Genomic DNA, 17,304 nt, shown 5'->3' on the forward strand with positions numbered 1-17,304 from the left:
ATGCCTCCCAATCGAAAGATCCCGGAATCTTTTGACGGATTCCGGGACTTATTTTTACTTCATTATATTGCGATACCAGATTGCTCCATACTTCGTACTCCCGCAATCTTCAGACTTTCAGATGTTTTCGAATCGTAAAGATACTGCCGACAAGTCCGATTCCCATACCGAGAATGAGTCCGACCGGAAGCAGAATCCGGAAGACGGCCGCTACCGGCATGAATGCCATAAAGTTCGACAGTACGCTGAACTCCGTCATAACGTAGCTGATGACTCTGTTGTATACCACGTACAGCAGCCCCAGCGGAATCGCTGCTCCGACAAGACCGATCAGAATACCCTCAATCAGGAACGGAGCCCTTACAAACAGGTTCGTCGCACCGATCAGTTTCATGATACCGATCTCCTCTTTCCGGACCGAAATACCGATCGTGACGGTGTTGCTGATCAGGAAAACAGATACGGCAAGAAGAATCAGGATGATCGCGATGGAAACGTAGCCAATGACACGGTTCATCGTCGTCAGCGTTGTTGTTGCGCCCTCGGCCTGTTTAACCTCACGGACACCGTCCAGCGAGCGGATATACTCAGCCAGTGCATCCTGCGTCTCTACCTGATATACGTAAACCTCGTAGTGCGCGGAAGTTGCGAGCGGGTTGTCGTTTGGCTTAAAGCCGTCCTTGTATTCCTCTTTTCCTTCGAAATACTGTTTTGCAAAGTTTTCCCACGTCTCATCCGCGGAAACATACTTACATTCCTTGACCACATCGGTCTTGGCCCTGATCTCCGTTCCGATCTCATCGATCGTCGCCTGATCCGCATCTTCGTTGAAGAAGACGGTCATGGATACGTCTGTCTCGGCATTTTTTACGATATAGTTAAAGTTGATGACAACCGCAAAGAAGATACCGAACAGAAAGATACAGGCTCCCATGGTTGCGATGGATGCCAGCGAGAACATCTTGTTTCTCCAGATGTTTTTGACACCCTGTTTGATGCTGTAGCCCAGTGTACTAAACCTCATGGTACTCGCCCTCCTTCTCATCGCTGACTACCACGCCTTTGCGCATGGTAATAACGCGTTTTTTCATGGAGTTGACGATCTCACGGTTGTGGGTTACCACAAGAACGGTCGTTCCTCTGTTGTTGATCTCCTCCAGGAGCTTCATAATCTCCATGGAGTTTCCCGGGTCCAGGTTTCCGGTCGGCTCGTCCGCCAGAAGGATGTCAGGCCGGTTGACAATGGCTCTTGCCACGGCAACTCGCTGCTGCTCTCCTCCGGAAAGCTCCTTCGGGAAGGATTTGTACTTCTCTGCCAGTCCGACCAGCGTCAGGACTTCCGGCACGCGCTTTTTGATGACGCGGTTCGGTTTCTCGATGACACGCTGTGCGAATGCTACGTTTTCATAGACATTCCGGTCTTTTAAAAGGCGGAAATCCTGGAAAACGACGCCGACACCGCGGCGGTATTTCGGCACTCTCCAGCGTTTCATTTTATTTAAGATCTGTCCGTTTACCTTAATGGTCCCGGATGTGGGCTCGAGTTCTTTCAAAAGAAGCTTGATCAGCGTCGATTTTCCAGAACCGCTGTTTCCCACGATAAAGACGAATTCCCCCTTCTCGATGTGTAAGGATACGTTGTTGACGGCCGGCTGGCCTTTCGCGTAACTCTTACTTACACTATCCAATGTTATCATGCAATTCCTCCTTCAAGGGTTCTCGCTTAATAATCGAGCGTTTCCATGTATTTCATGTACTGCACAACCATAAGCGCAATCTTGAATGTGATCGCATCTTCAAAAACTCTAAGATCGAGTCCCGTGCTCTTCTGCAGCTTATCCAGCCGATAGACAAGGGTATTTCGGTGTATATAAAGCTGTCTCGAGGTTTCCGAGACATTCAGAGAATTTTCAAAGAATTTATTGATCGTTGTCAGTGTCTCTTCATCAAAGTCATCCGGCGATTTGTTGCCAAAAATCTCTTTGATGAACATTTTGCACAGTGGGATCGGAAGCTGGTAAATCAGACGGCCGATACCCAGTGAGCTGTATGCATAGATATCATTCTCAGCGGAGAAGATTTTTCCGACGTCCATCGCCATTCTGGCTTCTTTGTAGGAACGCGATACTTCTTTGATCTCCTTGACAATGGTACCGTAAGCAACGTGGGTTTTCCCCTCCTCATCTCTTCCTGCTGCTTCCAGAATGGTGGCTGCCACTTTGTTCATCTGGGCATAATCCTCACCTGGAGCAAGTTCTTTTACGATGATGATGTTTTTCTCATCAACTGCAGTTATAAAGTCACCGGATTTGGTACCGAGCAGACTCTTGACGCTCTCGAGCGCCCCGCTGTTCTTATCCGGATTTGTCTCAAGAATAAATACAAGGCGGCGTGCTTCCACTTCAATATGTAACTTCTTCGCCCTGTTGTAGATGTCGACCAGCAGCAGGTTGTCGAGCAGCAGGTTCTTGATAAAGTTGTCCTTATCAAAGCGCTCCTTGTAGGCGGTTAAAAGACCCTGGATCTGGAAGGTAACCATTTTTCCGATCAGGTGAATGTCATCGTTTCCGCCTTTTACAACCAGAATGTACTCCAGCTGGTGTTCATCGTATACTTTAAAAAACTGATAATTTTTCATGGTCTGGGAATCTGCCTGAGACTGCGCAAACGTTACAATATCATTTTGGCTGATCTCAACCTCCGGAAAAGTTGTTACCAGAACTTTTCCTTCTATATCAGTCACGCAGAGTTCGACACGCGAAATGTTTTTGATTCCCTCAATGGTACTCTGTAAAATCTGATTTGAAATCATATTTTCTTCCCTCTTTCATCCTATAGTTTGTCTCCGGCTGCACCCGCTTTCATTGCCAGGCATATCCACACCCCCATGGTTCTGCTCCTGATGCAAAGTACCTCACAGATATACTTATTTTAATACAAAATAGACAAAAAAGGAAGAGAAAACACAACATTTATACCACAAAATACGTAAAAAGGTCAGGAGAAATCCGTCTGGAAGCCCTCTCCTAAGACCTCTCTTGCATCCGACACAACGACAAACGCGTCCGGATCGATCATTCCTATGATCTGTTTGAGCTGCGGGATCTGTTTTTTGCCCACCACACAGAATACCATCATACGCTCTTCGCCCGTGTACATTCCCTTGATGTGGATGCCGGACGCGCCGCGGTCGAGTTCTTTCATGAGTTCATCGGCTACCTGCTCCGGATGCGCGGTAATGATAAACGCGGATTTCGCATAATTCATACCTTCCATCAGGGCATCCGTCACTTTCGTCGTCACGTAGATTGCCACGATCGCATAGAGCGAAGCGTGGATACCGAAGACAAAAATACCGGCGATGACGATGATTCCATCAAGCACCTGCATAACCTGTGCAACGGAATAGTGGCGCAGCTTTCTCTGGATCAGAGCCGCCATCATATCCGTTCCGCCCGTCGTACCGTTTCCGATGAAGACGAGGCCGATGCCTGCTCCCATCAGAACGCCGCCGAACAGTGCGGAAAGCATCCTGTCATCCGGCACCAGCTGCAGCACCGGGAGAACGGCAATCCAGAACGTATTCATCAGGGTTCCGAAGATGGTTTTCACCAGAAAATCGCGGCTCATGCGGATTCCGAACAGAAAGAGCGGAATGTTCAGCACAAGGTTCGTCACCCAGAGCGGAACTCCTTTTCCGAACAGCATCTGGCTCAGTTGTTTGATGACGATTGCAAGACCGGAAAATCCTCCGGTAACAAGCCCCGCCGGGTCGTAAATCGAGCTGGTCGCAACCGCCATGACCGCGGTTCCCAGCGTAATCAGCAGATAATCTCTCCACTGCTGTTTGTTCCGTATCCAGTTCATGAACTTCAACCGTCCTTTTCGCTGTTATATTTTGTTACCATCCGCTTGAACGTATTCTTCTTTAGCAGAGTTCCCCACCAGCTTGTTTTTATACCGGCCTCGTTCTGCAGCGTCGAATGCTCGCCAAGGCTCAGCCAGATTTTTGCGCTGATTTTGCTGCTGTTTTCCAGAACGAAACGATCCTGCCGCGTTCCCGCAAGGCCGCTCACAATCACGTCGGTCGTCTGGCTGTTGATCTCGTTGACCAGGCTGTCAAACGCGGATTCCTCCAGCGTCTCAACGACAGCGCCGCCTCCGATCTCAATGCCGGGATACGTTTCCGTCAGATATTTCTGCAGCGTCTGCAGTTCCTCCTCCGTGTCGCCCAGTACGAAAATCCGGCTCTTCTTCTGAATCAGTCCCCAGAAAAAGCGTGCGATGAACTCGTTCGTCTCCACTTCCTCGTAGGACGGCGTCTCCGGGTCGATTCCTGCTGCCTCCAGCACCTCGGTTTCCCCGATAACTGTCAGATCCAGATCTTCGATATACTGTTTCCACGTCGGTTCCTTGCTCGCCTGCATCAGCATCTGCATCGTAACAATCCCGATGGTGTTCAGCTTATCGTTTGAGAGGTATTCCTCTGCAATCTCCATTGCCGCATCGACGCGGTAATGTTTCAGCTTCACACCTAAAATTTCCAGTTCTGCATTCATAGTTCTGTATGCTTCTGTTTTTCTCCGAAATTCCAGAAGCGTTTCCTCCATGTTTTCCTGCCGCTTGTTCCGGCAGCGCTGTCCGCCCTTTTCTTCTGGCAACAGCTAATCCCCATTATACTAAAAAAAGAGGCTGTTGTCAAAAACAGCCTCTTTTTCTGCCCTGTTTTCACAGAATTTTTACAATTTATCGGACCTTCTGCGGGTTAAACCTCAAACATCAGATCGCCGTAGGACGGCATCGGCCACATCTCTTTGTCTACGATCATTTCCAGTTTGTCAACCGGTGCACGGAGTGCCTCCATAGCCGGAGTAACTTTCTCGTAGTAGTATTTTGCTTTTGCTTCGCCGTCTTCCATCTCGCATCCTGCATTCTCGATTGCGATCAGCTCGTCGAGTGCTTTCTGGGTCTCCTCAAGCAGTGCGCTTGTCTCGTTCAGCAGATTCTTCTGTACACCAACTGCCGTAACACCTGCTGCGGTGATGGTGTTGATGGATCCAGCCAGGGAAGTCGCATATTTGATGACTGCCGGGATAATCTGTTTGCTTGCCATGTCGATCATGGTCTTTGCTTCGATGTTGATGGTCTTTGCATAGTTCTCGAATTTAACTTCTGCACGGGATACCAGCTCTGCCTCGGTGAATACTTTGAAATCGCCGAACAGTTTGATTGCAGTATCGGTGGTCAGTGCCGGGATTGCGTAAACCATGGATTTGATGTTCGGAAGTCCTCTTCTCTCAGCCTCAGCTACCCACTCATCGGAGTATCCGTTTCCATTGAAGATGATTCTCTGATGCTCGCTTAAGTTCTTCTTGATCAGATCATGAACCGCATCCTCGAAGTTTTCAGCACCTTCCAGTACATCGCATGCATCGCGGAATGCTTCTGCAACGATGGTGTTCAGTACGATGTTCGGAGCTGCAACGGAATCGCGGGAGCCAACCATACGGAACTCAAATTTGTTTCCGGTGAAGGCGAACGGTGATGTTCTGTTACGGTCGGTAGCGTCTTTCTTGAGATCCGGAAGAGTCTTAACACCAGTCTCCAGAACGCCCTCTTTTTTACTCTTGGTTGCATTTCCGGTGCTGATGAGCTGCTCAACAACGTCCTCCAGCTGCTCGCCAAGGAATACGGAAATGATGGCTGGCGGTGCCTCGTTGGCTCCCAGTCTGTGATCGTTTCCTGGATCGGCTGCGGACTCACGGAGCAGGTCTGCGTGAACATCAACAGCTTTCAGGATGCAGCTTAATACGAGCAGGAACTGAATGTTCTCGTGCGGTGTTTTGCCAGGATCCAGAAGGTTGATACCGTCATCTGTGGTGATGGACCAGTTGTTATGTTTACCGGAACCGTTGACACCCGCGAACGGTTTCTCATGCAGCAGGCATTTCAGTCCGTGCTGGCATGCAACTCTCTTTAAGGTCTGCATCACGAGCTGGTTGTTGTCGACTGCTACATTTGCCTCGGAATAGATAGAAGCCAGCTCGTGCTGTGCCGGTGCAACCTCGTTGTGCTGTGTTTTTGCGGTAACGCCCATCTTCCACAGCTCAATGTTGACATCCTTCATGAAGGAAGCGATTCTCTGACGGATGGTTCCGAAATAGTGATCGTCCATCTCCTGTCCTTTCGGAGGCATTGCGCCGAACAGGGTACGGCCGGTGTAGATCAGGTCTTTTCTCTGCAGGAATTTCTCTGCATCAACCAGGAAGTATTCCTGCTCCGGTCCTACGGAAGGAGTTACTTTCTCGGAAGTGGTGTTTCCGAACAGTTTTAACAGACGCAGGGACTGTACATTCAGAGCTTCCATGGAACGAAGAAGCGGTGTTTTCTGGTCAAGCGCCTCTCCTGTGTAGGAGCAGAATGCGGTCGGGATGCAGAGCGTTGCGCCTGCTGCGTCCTGACGAACGAAGGCCGGTGAGGTGCAGTCCCATGCTGTATATCCTCTTGCCTCGAAGGTAGCACGCAGTCCGCCGGACGGGAAAGAAGATGCATCCGGCTCGCCTTTGATCAGCTCTTTACCGGAGAAGCTCATCAGTACTTTGCCGTTCGGCATCGGTGCTGTGATAAAAGAATCGTGTTTTTCTGCGGTTACACCAGTCAGCGGCTGGAACCAGTGTGTATAGTGTGTTGCTCCTTTTTCAATTGCCCATTCTTTCATCTCATGTGCAATCGTATCTGCAGTAGCAAGATCCAGCTCACCGCCTTCTTCGATGATCTTTTTCAGCTTCTTGTAAACATTTTTTGGAAGACGTTCCTGCATTACAGTGTCATTGAATACATTTTCGCCAAAGATTTTGGCCGGATTTACATATTCTCCCATTTTCTTTCTTCCTTTCCATTTGTGAATTTTGCGATGCGACCTTCCCGCCGGACTCTAAAAAGGTCCTGATACAAGAAAAAGGGGTTCTCAAAAAGCAGCTAAGGAAAGCTAAGTTTTTGTAGAACGCCCTTGTTTTACATTCGCATATGGATTTGATTTCCAACTGATACTAAAATAACTCAAAAACTTAAAAAACGCAAGTGCTTTTTTGAACTCAGTCCCTTTTTCGTATTATTTTACAAAACTTTCCTAATTCAGGCTAAAAAATTAGCGGATTCGATGAAAGCTTTCGCGGCAGTCGTCAAGGTCTCGTGCAGGCACGGACTTTGACTCGTTGCTCGCAAAAAAAAATACTGTGCGGACCCTGAGGTGGAAGTCCCCCAGGAATCCTGCACAGCATTTTCGTGATAAAACTCAGGCTTTGTTTGCAGAACCGAACAGTTCGATTTTCTCTCTTACAGTAGCTTTGATAGCTTCTGCGCCAGGAGCAAGGAGTTTACGAGGATCGAATCCTTTACCCTGCTGATCTTTGCCCTCTTCGATGTATTTACGTGTAGCTGCAGCGAATGCAAGCTGGCACTCTGTATTTACATTGATTTTGGAAACGCCAAGGTCGATGGCTTTCTTGATCATGTCATCCGGGATACCTGTACCACCGTGAAGAACGAGCGGCATAGTTCCTGTCAGCTCCTGTACAGCTGCCAGAGTCTCAAAGCTCAGTCCCTGCCAGTTAGCCGGATATACACCGTGGATGTTGCCGATACCTGCTGCAAGCATATCTACACCGAGGTCTGCAATCATCTTGCACTCGTTCGGATCAGCGCATTCGCCCATACCTACAACACCATCTTCTTCTCCACCGATAGAACCAACTTCTGCTTCCAGAGACATTCCTTTCTCTTTGCAGACAGCTACCAGTTCTTTTGTTTTAGCAACGTTCTCTTCGATCGGATAATGAGATCCGTCAAACATGATGGATGAGAAACCTGCTTCGATACATTTGTAGCATCCTTCGTAGGTTCCGTGATCCAGATGCAGAGCAACCGGAACAGTGATGTTCAGCTCTTCGATCATAGCTTTTACCATAGCAGCTACAGTTTTGAAACCTGTCATGTATTTTCCTGCACCCTCAGATACGCCAAGGATAACCGGAGAATTCATCTCCTGTGCGGTAAGAAGAATGGATTTTGTCCACTCCAGGTTGTTGATGTTAAACTGACCAACTGCATAGTGGCCGGCTTTTGCTTTGTCCAACATTTCTTTTGCTGATACTAACATAGCTCAAATGACCTCCTGTGTCTGTAATTGTGCCGTGTACCGTTTTCAGGCTTACGGCATACTTGTTACTTTCATAACTGGTTTTATTATACAACATCTTTCTGCAAATGCCAAATGGTTTTCGTGGCGAAATCCATTTTTTTGCACTTTTTTGTGAAAAACTTATCAAAAAGCAGTGCCTACTTATTGTTCAAAACCAGTTCCATGGCATGTTTGCGCGCTTCGATGCAGACATAGCCGTGATCTCCGCCGTATTCGCCGTCCAGAGTCCAGGAAATCTCCTGGTTGGACTCGATGATAATGCGGTCGGTCTTGAACGAATCGATGAGGTCTGTGTGATCCTCCTGCACCAGCAGGGACGCAATGATCTCATTCAGTTCCAGCGGGTTTTTCGGGCGTTTGATCAGGGTTACCTCGAAGAGTCCGTCATCCAGGCGTACATCCTGTCCCGGCAGGTTTTTGAAGCCGCCGACGGACTTGGCATTCGTTACCATACCGTAGATATACTCTCCCTCAAAGGTTTCCCCGTTTGCCTCGACTTTAATCCAGTACGTCGGCACATTCCAGATCCGTTTGGATCCCTCCAGCAGGTATGCCAGATGGCCGAGAATGTTTTTCATGTGCTGGTCTGTCTCATAGGAAACATCCGTGAAAAGGCCGAAGGCAGCGATGTAGACAAAGCTGTCGTTGTTGAACGCTCCTACATCACAGGAATACAGGTTTCCCTCGATGATATCCTTTGCCGCCTGTACCATATCTTTCGAAATAGAAAGACTGTTTGCAAAGTCATTGGTGCTTCCGGCCGGAATATAACCGATCGGAACGCGCTGATCCACTTCCATCAGACCGCTGACAACTTCATCCAGTGTTCCGTCGCCCCCGCTGCAGACAACGAGATCCACCTGCGGCGCAAGCTCCTTTGTCTTTTCGAAACCATCTCCGACTGCCTGCGTCGGGTGGACAATGACTTCATATCCGCCTTTTACAAAAACATCGATAATTTCAAACAGTTTACTTTTAATCTGTGCTTTTCCGGAAAACGGATTAAAAATAAACAACATTTTTTTCTTGCTCTCCATGCAAATGCTCTCCTTTGTGTCCCATTTTAACTTTTCTGTATCCTGTATTGTACCTTATTCCACAGGCAGATGCAACCCCGTACATTGCCACAATTTCGCAATTGTGTCAGATGGAATGGAATGTTTTCCCGCAAAATCCGCATACTAAAACAGGAGTCATCTCCTAAGAGATAACTCCTGTCAGTATTCATATTTTACAGATTAAACCAGCTCGATTACAACTTCCATAGCTGCATCGCCTTTACGCGGTCCGATCTTGATGATACGGGTATATCCGCCGTTACGGTCAGCATATTTCGGAGCGATCTCATCGAACATTTTCTGCGGCATATCGATGGACTTGGTGTTTTTCTTGCGTCCTGCTGCTTCGGTCGGAACCTCTGTTACAGGATAGAAGAAGCTTGCCATCTGACGTCTGGCGTGAAGTCTGGACGGAAGATCTTTTTTGATCTCTTTCTGAACTTCATCGTATACGGTAACTTTTTTGCCGTCTTTTACTTCTTTCACACGTTTGCCATCAGCATCTTTGCGAGCTACTTTAGCAGTAACGGTAACGGTCTCAAAGTTATCTTTCTCTTTTACAGCCAGTGCGATCATGCTTTCAGCGATCTTACGGATCTCTTTTGCTTTGGTCTCAGTGGTAACGATTTTTCCGTGATACAGAAGGTTGGTTACCTGGTTTCTTAATAATGCTTTTCTCTGGTCAGATGTTCTGCCAAGTTTTCTATATTTAGCCATTTTGAATTTTCCTCCATTTGTGGAACCCGCAAGTCATGCTGCCTCGGACTTACTGACAGGGGGTTTTCGTCTACAAATTAAACGGAAAGATAAATCAGACTGATTTATTCTCCGTCCCCAGGACTCAGTGACAGTCCCAGTTCTTTCAGCTTTGCAAGTACCTCTTCCAGAGACTTGCGGCCCAGGTTACGAACCTTCATCATGTCTTCGGAAGTTTTGTTGCACAGCTCTTCTACGGTATTGATACCGGCACGTTTCAAGCAGTTATAGGAACGCACGGAAAGCTCAAGCTCGTCGATGTTCATCTCCAGAACTTTCTCTTTCTCATTGTCCTCTTTCTCGATCATAACTTCTGCTGTCTTCGCATTCTCAGACAGATCGATGAAGAGTTTCAGATGCTCGCTTAAAACCTTAGCTGCCAGGCTGACTGCCTCGTCCGGATCCAGTGTTCCTCTGGTGTAAACATCCAGTGTCAGCTTATCGTAATCGGTAATCTGACCCACACGGGTGTTCTCCACTTTGAGGTTTACACGCTCAACCGGTGTATAGATAGCATCTACAGCGAGAACGCCGATCGGCATGTCATCGCTCTTGCCTTTGTCAGCACTGATATAACCGCGGCCTTTTGTGATCGTCAGCTCCATGTACAGCTTGCTGTCCGGGCCGCCGTTCAGGGTTGCGATTACCTGATCCGGATTCATGATCTCAATATCCTGATCTACCTGAATATCGGATGCTCTTACAACTCCCTCGCCCTCGAACTCAATATAAGCAACTTTTGCTTCGTTGGTTTCGCTGTTATTGCGGATTGCAAGGCTCTTCAGGTTCATGATGATTTCCGTAACGTCTTCTTTCACTCCCGGGATGGAGCTGAATTCATGAAGAACGCCCTCGATTTTCACCTGGCTTACTGCTGCTCCAGGGAGGGAAGAAAGCATAATTCTGCGAAGAGAATTACCTAATGTGATACCATAGCCTCTTTCCAGAGGTTCAACCACAAATCTGCCGTACTTCTTGTCATCAGAAATCTCAGTAATTTCAATTTTCGGTTTGTTAAAATCAAACACTCGAAAGCCCCTCCTTTTAAATTGGTTGGCTCATTACTCATGGGAATAAAGCCTTCCGCGTATGGCGATTCTTTATTTAGAATACAGCTCGACGATCTGCACTTCGTCAACCGGAACATCGATCATTTCGCGGGTAGGACGCTCTTTTACAACACCTTTGAGTGCCTCAAGATCAGCCTCGATCCATTCCGGAGTAAGACGGCCGCCTGTAACCTCTACGATGTCTTTATATCTCTGAGAGGATTTTTTACCCTCTTTGATTTCGATGGTATCACCAGCGCTTACAAGGTAAGACGGGATATTTACCTGTTTGCCGTTAACCAGAACGTGTTTGTGGTCAACGATCTGACGTGCTTCTTTTCTGGTTCTGGCCATTCCCATACGGAACAGAACGTTGTCCAGACGGAGCTCAAGAAGGATCATCAGGTTCTCACCAGTCTGTCCTTCCATTCTGTCAGCCTTTTTGTAATAGTTAACAAAAGGTTTCTCCAGAACGCCGTAGATGAATTTTGCTTTCTGTTTTTCTCTTAACTGAAGACCATACTCAGACATTTTTCTGTTTGCTCTTTTCAGCTGTCTTGTGGACTTCTTATCAATTCCAAGATATACAGGATCCATTCCGAGGGATCTGCATCTTTTCAGGACTGGTACTCTATTTACTGCCATGTTCTTAACCTCCTAATCAGACTCTTCTACGTTTTGGTGGGCGGCATCCGTTGTGCGGAACCGGTGTTACGTCGCGGATGCTTGTAACTTCAAGACCGCATGCCTGAAGGGCACGGATTGCAGCTTCACGACCTGATCCTGGTCCTTTTACCATAACGTCAACAGTCTTTAAGCCATGAACCAGCGCTGCTTTGGTAGCAGTTTCTGCAGCCATCTGAGCTGCGTATGGAGTAGATTTTCTTGAACCTCTAAATCCCAGACCGCCGGCACTTGCCCAAGAAAGAGCATTTCCTTCTGCATCAGTCAGTGTTACGATTGTATTATTGAAGGAAGACTGGATATGTGCCTGTCCGTGTTCAACGTTTTTTCTGACACGACGTTTTGTCGTTTTCTTTGTCACTTTTGCCATTTTAAAACTAACCTACACTTTCTTAATCTTATATTGGACTACTGGTTAAATTATTTCTTTTTATTTGCAACAGTTCTCTTAGGACCTTTGCGGGTTCTTGCGTTGGTCTTTGTTTTCTGACCACGAACCGGAAGGCCTTTACGATGACGGATACCTCTGTAGCATCCGATCTCCTGCAGACGTTTGATGTTCATAGCGATTTCTCTACGAAGATCTCCTTCTACAACCTGACTCTCATCGATAACTGCGCTGAGTCTCTTTACTTCATCGTCTGTCAAATCTCTGCAGCGTGTGTCCGGATTTACTCCAGCTTCTTTTAAGATACGATCTGCACTTGTTCTACCGATTCCGTAGATATAGGTCAGACCAATCTCAACACGTTTGTCTCTTGGTAAGTCTACACCAGCTATACGAGCCATGTACTTTGTCCTCCATTTTTCTAAAACATTAATATTTTCCTAATTGGGATACAGGTATGCGTGTATCCAGCCGTGTTCGCACGACCTTTCTCCTTCTGCCACATGACAGATGGGAGTATTAAGCAATATTATAAGGGATGTCTGCGCTCCGCGCGTCCATCCGCCGGAGGTGTCCTGGCTGCAACTTGCCAGGTGTCTCACTTTATAATATTAACAGCATAACAACGCGCTCACGCGCATCTTTGCTGCAGCCGCACTTAAAATCTGCACAATTACGATCAAGCCTAATGACGGATTAGCCCTGGCGCTGTTTGTGCTTTGGATTCTCACAAATGATTCTGATGCTACCTTTTCTTTTGATAACTTTGCATTTCTCGCAGATCGGTTTTACAGAAGATCTAACCTTCATGATGAATCCTCCTTTCTTTGCTCCTTAGCGCCCCGTGTAGGGGAATTTTCTGTTGTAAACTTTTGGAATGCGTTTTCTTTTTGTGGGTTAGAAAAAAGTCCACGCGCAAAAGTTCGTTTTATAGTATAGCATTTTGTTCCCGGAAATGCAAGAAATTTTTTACATATTTTTTCATTTTTTTTTGCTCTTTTTCTGTGCATTTTTTCATCTCTCCCACCGGTAAGAAAAAAACAGGCGGGACAGATTTCTCTTCTCTGTCCCGCCTGTTTTTTACAGGTAACATCTTTTTTGCATCATGATCCTGAGTTCAGCGGTTTGTATTTGCTTGCGCATACGGATTCTGATTTTACTACATTTCCGCTTGCATCTTTATAATCACGATACGTTACATTACTCATCTCATCGATCTGCTCTACCCTTGGCTCAATGGTATAGTCGTTTTCTTTTGTTCCGAGAATTTTTACGGTCAGTGTATCACTGCTGTCCATATTCATCACAATTTTCACCGGATACTTATGATTATTTTCAAATTTGAAATCCGGTGAATCCCAGAATACGGTTGCATCCATTCCTGACGGCACATAATGTACCGGCATCGAATGGTTGGCTCTTTCCAACACATCAAGGTCTGTATACAAAATAGCGGAAAACAGTGTGGAGGACACCTGGCATTCGCCTCCTCCAAGTACCTGGACGACTTTGCCATCCTGATAGCCTGCTGCCTCCTGGTATCCTTTTTCTGCCGTTGTATCACCTACGACACCATTAAAAGAGAAGGTTTCTCCCGGCAGAACGATCTGTCCGTTGCAGATAGATGCCGTAAGTCCGACGTTGTGAATTCTTCCGCTCGTTCCACCTGCTGCGCTGGAGCTGTAACTTCCAAGCGTGTCTTTAAACAGATTTGCGTTCATCTTCTCGGTTGTAATCTCCGGCTCGGTAAAGGTAAACGGAATCGTGATATCCGTATTTTCTTCTGCACTCTCATACTCGGCTTTCGCACTGTCCGCATCCATTGAGGTTCCGTTTTTCGATGCCACAACGGAATATCCGTTGTCCGGATCCAGCGTCGCATTGACCGGCTCGGTATAAATCTGGCTTGCAATTCCGGCAAAATCCGGCTCCGTCAGCTGATTTTCTGCCGTCGGGCAGGAAATTACATCCTGGAAATTCATTGCTGTCACATTCGTCTGGATCTGCTGTTTTAAAGCATCCACATCCGGTCTGGTTCCGGAAATGCCTTTATGCACGATCAGGCCGGTATCTGTTACTTCATATGTAGTATCCTGCATGGAGTTGTAATCCTGAATGCCGGATGCCTGTACAATTCCTTCCACCTCATCTGGATGGGCCACATTCGGCTGCACATCATAGGAAAGTTTCTCTGCCTTTCCCCGTTTCATCTCGACCCACTCCAGACCGCGAACCAGAAGATTTCCATGGCCTTTTTCATATGCTTTTTCAATTTCTGCGGAAGCATCCATCCCCAGCATTGGAAATACGTTCATCGTATACTGCTGACCATCCAGCTCAACGGTAACAGCTGTATCTTTATAATCTTCTTCAAACTTCTGTTCCACTGTCTGTGCAGCTTCTTTTTTGCTCATTCCCTGAATGTTTACTCCGTTAATAGAAGCATCTGCCCAGATTTTGTCATCCTCGATAATCAGACAGAAGATTCCATATGCAGCGGCAAGTAAAACAATCACTGCAACTACGCTCAATGCTGCAACAAGGCCTTTTTTCTTTTTCTTTCCCATTTTTGTCATTGCACATTTTCCTTTCCTGTTATCTGTAAGGAGCAGCGATGCCATTGCTGCAGATCCGAATTATTTTTCAGACTGCAGCCTGCTGTTTCATAAAATGTTTCCTTGATTTCTGCCGGTGCATGGATTTTACCACACCGCCCAGGAGACCCTTCCCGGTAAAATTTCCCCGTAAAGTTTCTCTATTGCATTGTATCACATTATTTTGAGAATTCAACCAAATATTTCAACTTCACACAGAATTCACGAACATATATTCTTCTGTCGCTTTCGAGCCCTCATCTGTCATTTTCACGGTTTTCCGGCCGCTCTTTTCTCCTGTCTTTTCACTTTTTCTTTTTTCTTCTGACGGTTTAAAAATTTTGTTTCAAAAGTGCACAAATTCTCCTGGTTTTTACAAAAAGTTTTCATAAAATTTTATACTTTTTTCATTGCTTTTTCTATTAAAATATTGCATAATACATCTGGAAGGTTTCAAAAGGGACTGAAAAGAAATTCAGATGCCCGCCGCCGCGGATGCTGCAGGGTTTGCAGACTGGTGCTTGCTTTGTGGCTGTCAGAAATCTGAAGGCCGGTGATCGAAATCTTTGTTCTGTAGAACGGTTACTGTTATTGGGGATGAATACAGAGAAACACATACAGAGAAAAAGCCATCCGGCATGCCGGATGGCTTTTTTTATCGTATTTCTTATTTATCTCTCCAGATAATACGTCCCTTGTCCAGATCGTATGGGGACAGCTCGATGGTTACTTTGTCTCCCGGAAGAATACGGATAAAGTTCATACGCAGCTTTCCGCTGATATGAGCTAATACTACGTGTTTGTTCTCCAGTTCTACTTTAAACATTGCGTTTGGTAATTTCTCGAGGACAGTTCCCTCTACCTCAATTACATCTGCCTTAGACATTGATTAATCCTCCTTCAACTCTTTGCAACTTTTTTCTTTTAATGCCTTACGGATATCTTCATCACGAACCGCATCCGTCATTTCATAATCCGGCTGTACGTGAATCAGCTTCTTCTTTTTCGGCCGGTTGGCGGTACGGATTTTTCCGTCCACCAGGAATACGTATGGCTCCTGTACATCCGAAATCACATACAGCTTTCCTTTATCGTGGCCGGCCAGGCTTCTGGCAAACATTCCTTTCACAATCGGTTTCATAAATCCTCCTCCGTATGCGAAAGTGTCAGAATTTCCGGTTCTCCCTCCGTAATCAGAATCGTGTTCTCATAATGTGCGGCAAGAGAGCCGTCTTCTGTCACAACAGTCCAGTCATCATCCAGCCATCTGACTGCATAGCCTCCGGCTGTGATCATCGGCTCGATGGCGAGCGTCATGCCAGGCTGCAGACGGACGCCGCGGCTTGGCTGTGCGAAGTTCGGCACTGCCGGATCTTCGTGCAGGTGCGTTCCGATGCCGTGGCCTACCAGGTCGCGGACAACGCCGTAGCCGAAGCTCTCTGCATACGCGCCGATCGCCGCCGAAATCTCATGAAGATGATGGCCTGCTTTTGCGTATTTGATTCCTTCAAAAAAGGCCTGGCGTGTTACTTCCACCAGTTTTCCTGCCTCCGGCGAGATCTCACCGACCGCGTGTGTGCGGGCTGCGTCGGAATGGTATCCTTCATAGATAAGTCCCGCATCCAGGCTGACAATGTCGCCCTCTTTCAGAATCCGTTTTTTACTTGGGATTCCGTGAACCACTTCTTCGTTCACAGAAACGCAGATCGAAGCCGGATACCCATTATAGTTTAAAAAGTTGGGAGTGCATCCGAAGCTGCGGATCATTTCTTCTCCGAGCTTGTTGATTTCCCATGTTGACATTCCCGGATGAATGGCGCGGCCTAATTCGTCGTGTACCTTCTCCAGCAGCTCACCGGCGTGGCGCATTCTCTCAATTTCCCGGGCAGTTTTAATTGATATGGACATCCTTTACGCTCCTAAAATCTTTACTATATCCTGAAATACCACATTGATATCCTGGGTTCCGTCAACTTCCACCAGAACGTTGGCTTTCTTATAGTAGTCAATCAGAGGCTGTGTCTGAGCATGGTATACAGACAGTCTCTTCTGTACAGTCTCAGGTTTGTCGTCGTCACGGAGAACCAGCTCGCCGCCGCAGGTATCGCATACGTCTTCTACCTTCGGTGCGTTGAATTCTACATGATACGTTGCTCCGCATCCGATGCAGGCACGGCGTCCGCCCATGCGGTGAACGATGTTTTCATCCGGCACTTCCACATTGATTGCGTAGTCAATTTTCTCTCCGCGTGCTTCCAGGGCTTTGGTCAGAGCCTCTGCCTGCGGAATTGTTCTTGGGAAACCATCCAGTACGTAGCCCTTTGCTGCGTCCGGTTTGGAGATACGGTCTACAACCAGGTCGCAGGTCAGCTCGTCCGGAACGAGTTCTCCTTTATCCATGAATGCTTTCGCTTTCTTTCCAAGCTCGGTTCCTTCTTTGATGTTTGCGCGGAAGATATCGCCGGTAGAGATATGAGGAATCTCATATTTTGCAGCGATCTGTTTTGCCTGTGTACCTTTTCCGGCACCAGGTGCCCCCAACATAATAATTTTCATGCGCTTTTCCTCCCATGTT

The 17,304-nt window shown here is 47.0% G+C and carries 20 protein-coding genes; all 20 read right to left on the reverse strand.

Annotated elements, in window-relative coordinates; all coding sequences use genetic code 11:
• Positions 1 to 109 precede the first annotated feature (109 nt).
• The 20 genes from ftsX to ACY2VW_RS01515 all read right to left on the reverse strand — a co-directional run bounded on the left by ftsX (position 110) and on the right by ACY2VW_RS01515 (position 17,285).
• Positions 110 to 1,024: a permease-like cell division protein FtsX gene (ftsX, locus tag ACY2VW_RS01420; protein WP_461876746.1), complete on the reverse strand. Its 915-nt coding sequence runs from the start codon at positions 1,022 to 1,024 to the stop codon at positions 110 to 112.
• On the reverse strand, positions 1,014 to 1,697 hold the full coding sequence (ftsE, locus tag ACY2VW_RS01425) for a cell division ATP-binding protein FtsE (protein WP_022461638.1): 684 nt from the start codon (positions 1,695 to 1,697) through the stop codon (positions 1,014 to 1,016). Before ftsE ends, ftsX begins: the two co-directional genes overlap by 11 nt.
• A 26-nt stretch (positions 1,698 to 1,723) precedes the next feature.
• Positions 1,724 to 2,812: a PucR family transcriptional regulator gene (locus ACY2VW_RS01430; protein WP_118595663.1), complete on the reverse strand. Its 1,089-nt coding sequence runs from the start codon at positions 2,810 to 2,812 to the stop codon at positions 1,724 to 1,726.
• Positions 2,813 to 2,997: 185 nt separating this feature from the next.
• On the reverse strand, positions 2,998 to 3,867 hold the full coding sequence (locus ACY2VW_RS01435; protein ID WP_461876747.1) for a YitT family protein: 870 nt from the start codon (positions 3,865 to 3,867) through the stop codon (positions 2,998 to 3,000).
• Between the two features lie 5 nt (positions 3,868 to 3,872).
• Positions 3,873 to 4,661 carry a WecB/TagA/CpsF family glycosyltransferase gene (locus ACY2VW_RS01440; protein ID WP_118741774.1) on the reverse strand — a complete coding sequence of 263 codons (789 nt, stop codon included), beginning with the start codon at positions 4,659 to 4,661 and terminating at the stop codon, positions 3,873 to 3,875.
• Between the two features lie 104 nt (positions 4,662 to 4,765).
• On the reverse strand, positions 4,766 to 6,880 hold the full coding sequence (locus ACY2VW_RS01445; protein WP_461876748.1) for a glutamine synthetase III family protein: 2,115 nt from the start codon (positions 6,878 to 6,880) through the stop codon (positions 4,766 to 4,768).
• Positions 6,881 to 7,294: 414 nt separating this feature from the next.
• Positions 7,295 to 8,158 carry a class II fructose-1,6-bisphosphate aldolase gene (gene fba / locus ACY2VW_RS01450; RefSeq protein WP_022461579.1) on the reverse strand — a complete coding sequence of 288 codons (864 nt, stop codon included), beginning with the start codon at positions 8,156 to 8,158 and terminating at the stop codon, positions 7,295 to 7,297.
• Between the two features lie 179 nt (positions 8,159 to 8,337).
• Positions 8,338 to 9,237 (reverse strand): diacylglycerol/lipid kinase family protein, encoded by a 900-nt coding sequence (locus ACY2VW_RS01455; protein WP_461874732.1) that lies wholly within the window; start codon positions 9,235 to 9,237, stop codon positions 8,338 to 8,340.
• A 201-nt stretch (positions 9,238 to 9,438) separates the two neighbouring features.
• Positions 9,439 to 9,975 (reverse strand): bL17 family ribosomal protein, encoded by a 537-nt coding sequence (locus tag ACY2VW_RS01460; RefSeq protein WP_022461577.1) that lies wholly within the window; start codon positions 9,973 to 9,975, stop codon positions 9,439 to 9,441.
• Between the two features lie 104 nt (positions 9,976 to 10,079).
• Entirely contained in the window at positions 10,080 to 11,042 is a 963-nt protein-coding gene (locus tag ACY2VW_RS01465) for a DNA-directed RNA polymerase subunit alpha (RefSeq protein ID WP_022461576.1), read from the reverse strand.
• Positions 11,043 to 11,114: 72 nt separating this feature from the next.
• The gene (gene rpsD, locus ACY2VW_RS01470) at positions 11,115 to 11,708 is read right to left on the reverse strand and encodes a 30S ribosomal protein S4 (protein ID WP_022461575.1); all 594 of its coding nucleotides are present in this window, start codon (positions 11,706 to 11,708) and stop codon (positions 11,115 to 11,117) included.
• 16 nt (positions 11,709 to 11,724) lie between these two features.
• Complete coding sequence (gene rpsK / locus ACY2VW_RS01475) at positions 11,725 to 12,117, reverse strand: 30S ribosomal protein S11 (protein ID WP_022461574.1); 393 nt, start codon at positions 12,115 to 12,117, stop codon at positions 11,725 to 11,727.
• Positions 12,118 to 12,167: 50 nt separating this feature from the next.
• Complete coding sequence (gene rpsM, locus ACY2VW_RS01480; protein WP_022461573.1) at positions 12,168 to 12,536, reverse strand: 30S ribosomal protein S13; 369 nt, start codon at positions 12,534 to 12,536, stop codon at positions 12,168 to 12,170.
• 295 nt (positions 12,537 to 12,831) lie between these two features.
• Complete coding sequence (gene rpmJ, locus ACY2VW_RS01485) at positions 12,832 to 12,945, reverse strand: 50S ribosomal protein L36 (protein ID WP_003022746.1); 114 nt, start codon at positions 12,943 to 12,945, stop codon at positions 12,832 to 12,834.
• Positions 12,942 to 13,145, reverse strand: a complete 204-nt coding sequence (locus ACY2VW_RS01490) for a hypothetical protein (RefSeq protein ID WP_055220743.1) — start codon at positions 13,143 to 13,145, stop codon at positions 12,942 to 12,944. The genes rpmJ and ACY2VW_RS01490 overlap by 4 nt, the downstream gene beginning before the upstream one ends.
• 93 nt (positions 13,146 to 13,238) lie before the next feature.
• Positions 13,239 to 14,711 carry a VanW family protein gene (locus tag ACY2VW_RS01495; protein WP_461876749.1) on the reverse strand — a complete coding sequence of 491 codons (1,473 nt, stop codon included), beginning with the start codon at positions 14,709 to 14,711 and terminating at the stop codon, positions 13,239 to 13,241.
• Positions 14,712 to 15,396: 685 nt separating this feature from the next.
• Entirely contained in the window at positions 15,397 to 15,615 is a 219-nt protein-coding gene (infA, locus tag ACY2VW_RS01500) for a translation initiation factor IF-1 (protein ID WP_022461642.1), read from the reverse strand.
• Positions 15,616 to 15,618: 3 nt separating this feature from the next.
• Positions 15,619 to 15,870, reverse strand: a complete 252-nt coding sequence (locus ACY2VW_RS01505; protein ID WP_022461643.1) for a KOW domain-containing RNA-binding protein — start codon at positions 15,868 to 15,870, stop codon at positions 15,619 to 15,621.
• A complete protein-coding gene (gene map / locus ACY2VW_RS01510; RefSeq protein WP_461876750.1) occupies positions 15,867 to 16,637 on the reverse strand; it encodes a type I methionyl aminopeptidase in 771 nt (256 codons plus the stop codon). Before map ends, ACY2VW_RS01505 begins: the two co-directional genes overlap by 4 nt.
• Positions 16,638 to 16,640: 3 nt before the next feature.
• A complete protein-coding gene (locus ACY2VW_RS01515; RefSeq protein ID WP_022461645.1) occupies positions 16,641 to 17,285 on the reverse strand; it encodes an adenylate kinase in 645 nt (214 codons plus the stop codon).
• Between the last annotated feature and the right edge of the window lie 19 nt (positions 17,286 to 17,304).

It is taken from the genome of Fusicatenibacter sp. (genome assembly GCF_977045365.1).

What these genes read in the sequence shown, in the direction of transcription:
- rpsD (WP_022461575.1), bottom strand. Translation starts at nt 11,708, where the DNA reads ATGGCAGTAAATAGAGTACCAGTCCTGAAAAGATGCAGATCCCTCGGA.
- ACY2VW_RS01460 (WP_022461577.1), bottom strand. Translation starts at nt 9,975, where the DNA reads ATGGCTAAATATAGAAAACTTGGCAGAACATCTGACCAGAGAAAAGCA.
- ACY2VW_RS01490 (WP_055220743.1), bottom strand. Translation starts at nt 13,145, where the DNA reads ATGCACAGAAAAAGAGCAAAAAAAAATGAAAAAATATGTAAAAAATTT.
- fba (WP_022461579.1), bottom strand. Translation starts at nt 8,158, where the DNA reads ATGTTAGTATCAGCAAAAGAAATGTTGGACAAAGCAAAAGCCGGCCAC.
- ACY2VW_RS01455 (WP_461874732.1), bottom strand. Translation starts at nt 9,237, where the DNA reads ATGGAGAGCAAGAAAAAAATGTTGTTTATTTTTAATCCGTTTTCCGGA.
- ACY2VW_RS01515 (WP_022461645.1), bottom strand. Translation starts at nt 17,285, where the DNA reads ATGAAAATTATTATGTTGGGGGCACCTGGTGCCGGAAAAGGTACACAG.
- rpmJ (WP_003022746.1), bottom strand. Translation starts at nt 12,945, where the DNA reads ATGAAGGTTAGATCTTCTGTAAAACCGATCTGCGAGAAATGCAAAGTT.
- map (WP_461876750.1), bottom strand. Translation starts at nt 16,637, where the DNA reads ATGTCCATATCAATTAAAACTGCCCGGGAAATTGAGAGAATGCGCCAC.
- rpsK (WP_022461574.1), bottom strand. Translation starts at nt 12,117, where the DNA reads ATGGCAAAAGTGACAAAGAAAACGACAAAACGTCGTGTCAGAAAAAAC.
- infA (WP_022461642.1), bottom strand. Translation starts at nt 15,615, where the DNA reads ATGTCTAAGGCAGATGTAATTGAGGTAGAGGGAACTGTCCTCGAGAAA.
- rpsM (WP_022461573.1), bottom strand. Translation starts at nt 12,536, where the DNA reads ATGGCTCGTATAGCTGGTGTAGACTTACCAAGAGACAAACGTGTTGAG.
- ftsX (WP_461876746.1), bottom strand. Translation starts at nt 1,024, where the DNA reads ATGAGGTTTAGTACACTGGGCTACAGCATCAAACAGGGTGTCAAAAAC.
- ACY2VW_RS01505 (WP_022461643.1), bottom strand. Translation starts at nt 15,870, where the DNA reads ATGAAACCGATTGTGAAAGGAATGTTTGCCAGAAGCCTGGCCGGCCAC.
- ACY2VW_RS01495 (WP_461876749.1), bottom strand. Translation starts at nt 14,711, where the DNA reads ATGACAAAAATGGGAAAGAAAAAGAAAAAAGGCCTTGTTGCAGCATTG.
- ACY2VW_RS01430 (WP_118595663.1), bottom strand. Translation starts at nt 2,812, where the DNA reads ATGATTTCAAATCAGATTTTACAGAGTACCATTGAGGGAATCAAAAAC.
- ACY2VW_RS01435 (WP_461876747.1), bottom strand. Translation starts at nt 3,867, where the DNA reads ATGAACTGGATACGGAACAAACAGCAGTGGAGAGATTATCTGCTGATT.
- ftsE (WP_022461638.1), bottom strand. Translation starts at nt 1,697, where the DNA reads ATGATAACATTGGATAGTGTAAGTAAGAGTTACGCGAAAGGCCAGCCG.
- ACY2VW_RS01445 (WP_461876748.1), bottom strand. Translation starts at nt 6,880, where the DNA reads ATGGGAGAATATGTAAATCCGGCCAAAATCTTTGGCGAAAATGTATTC.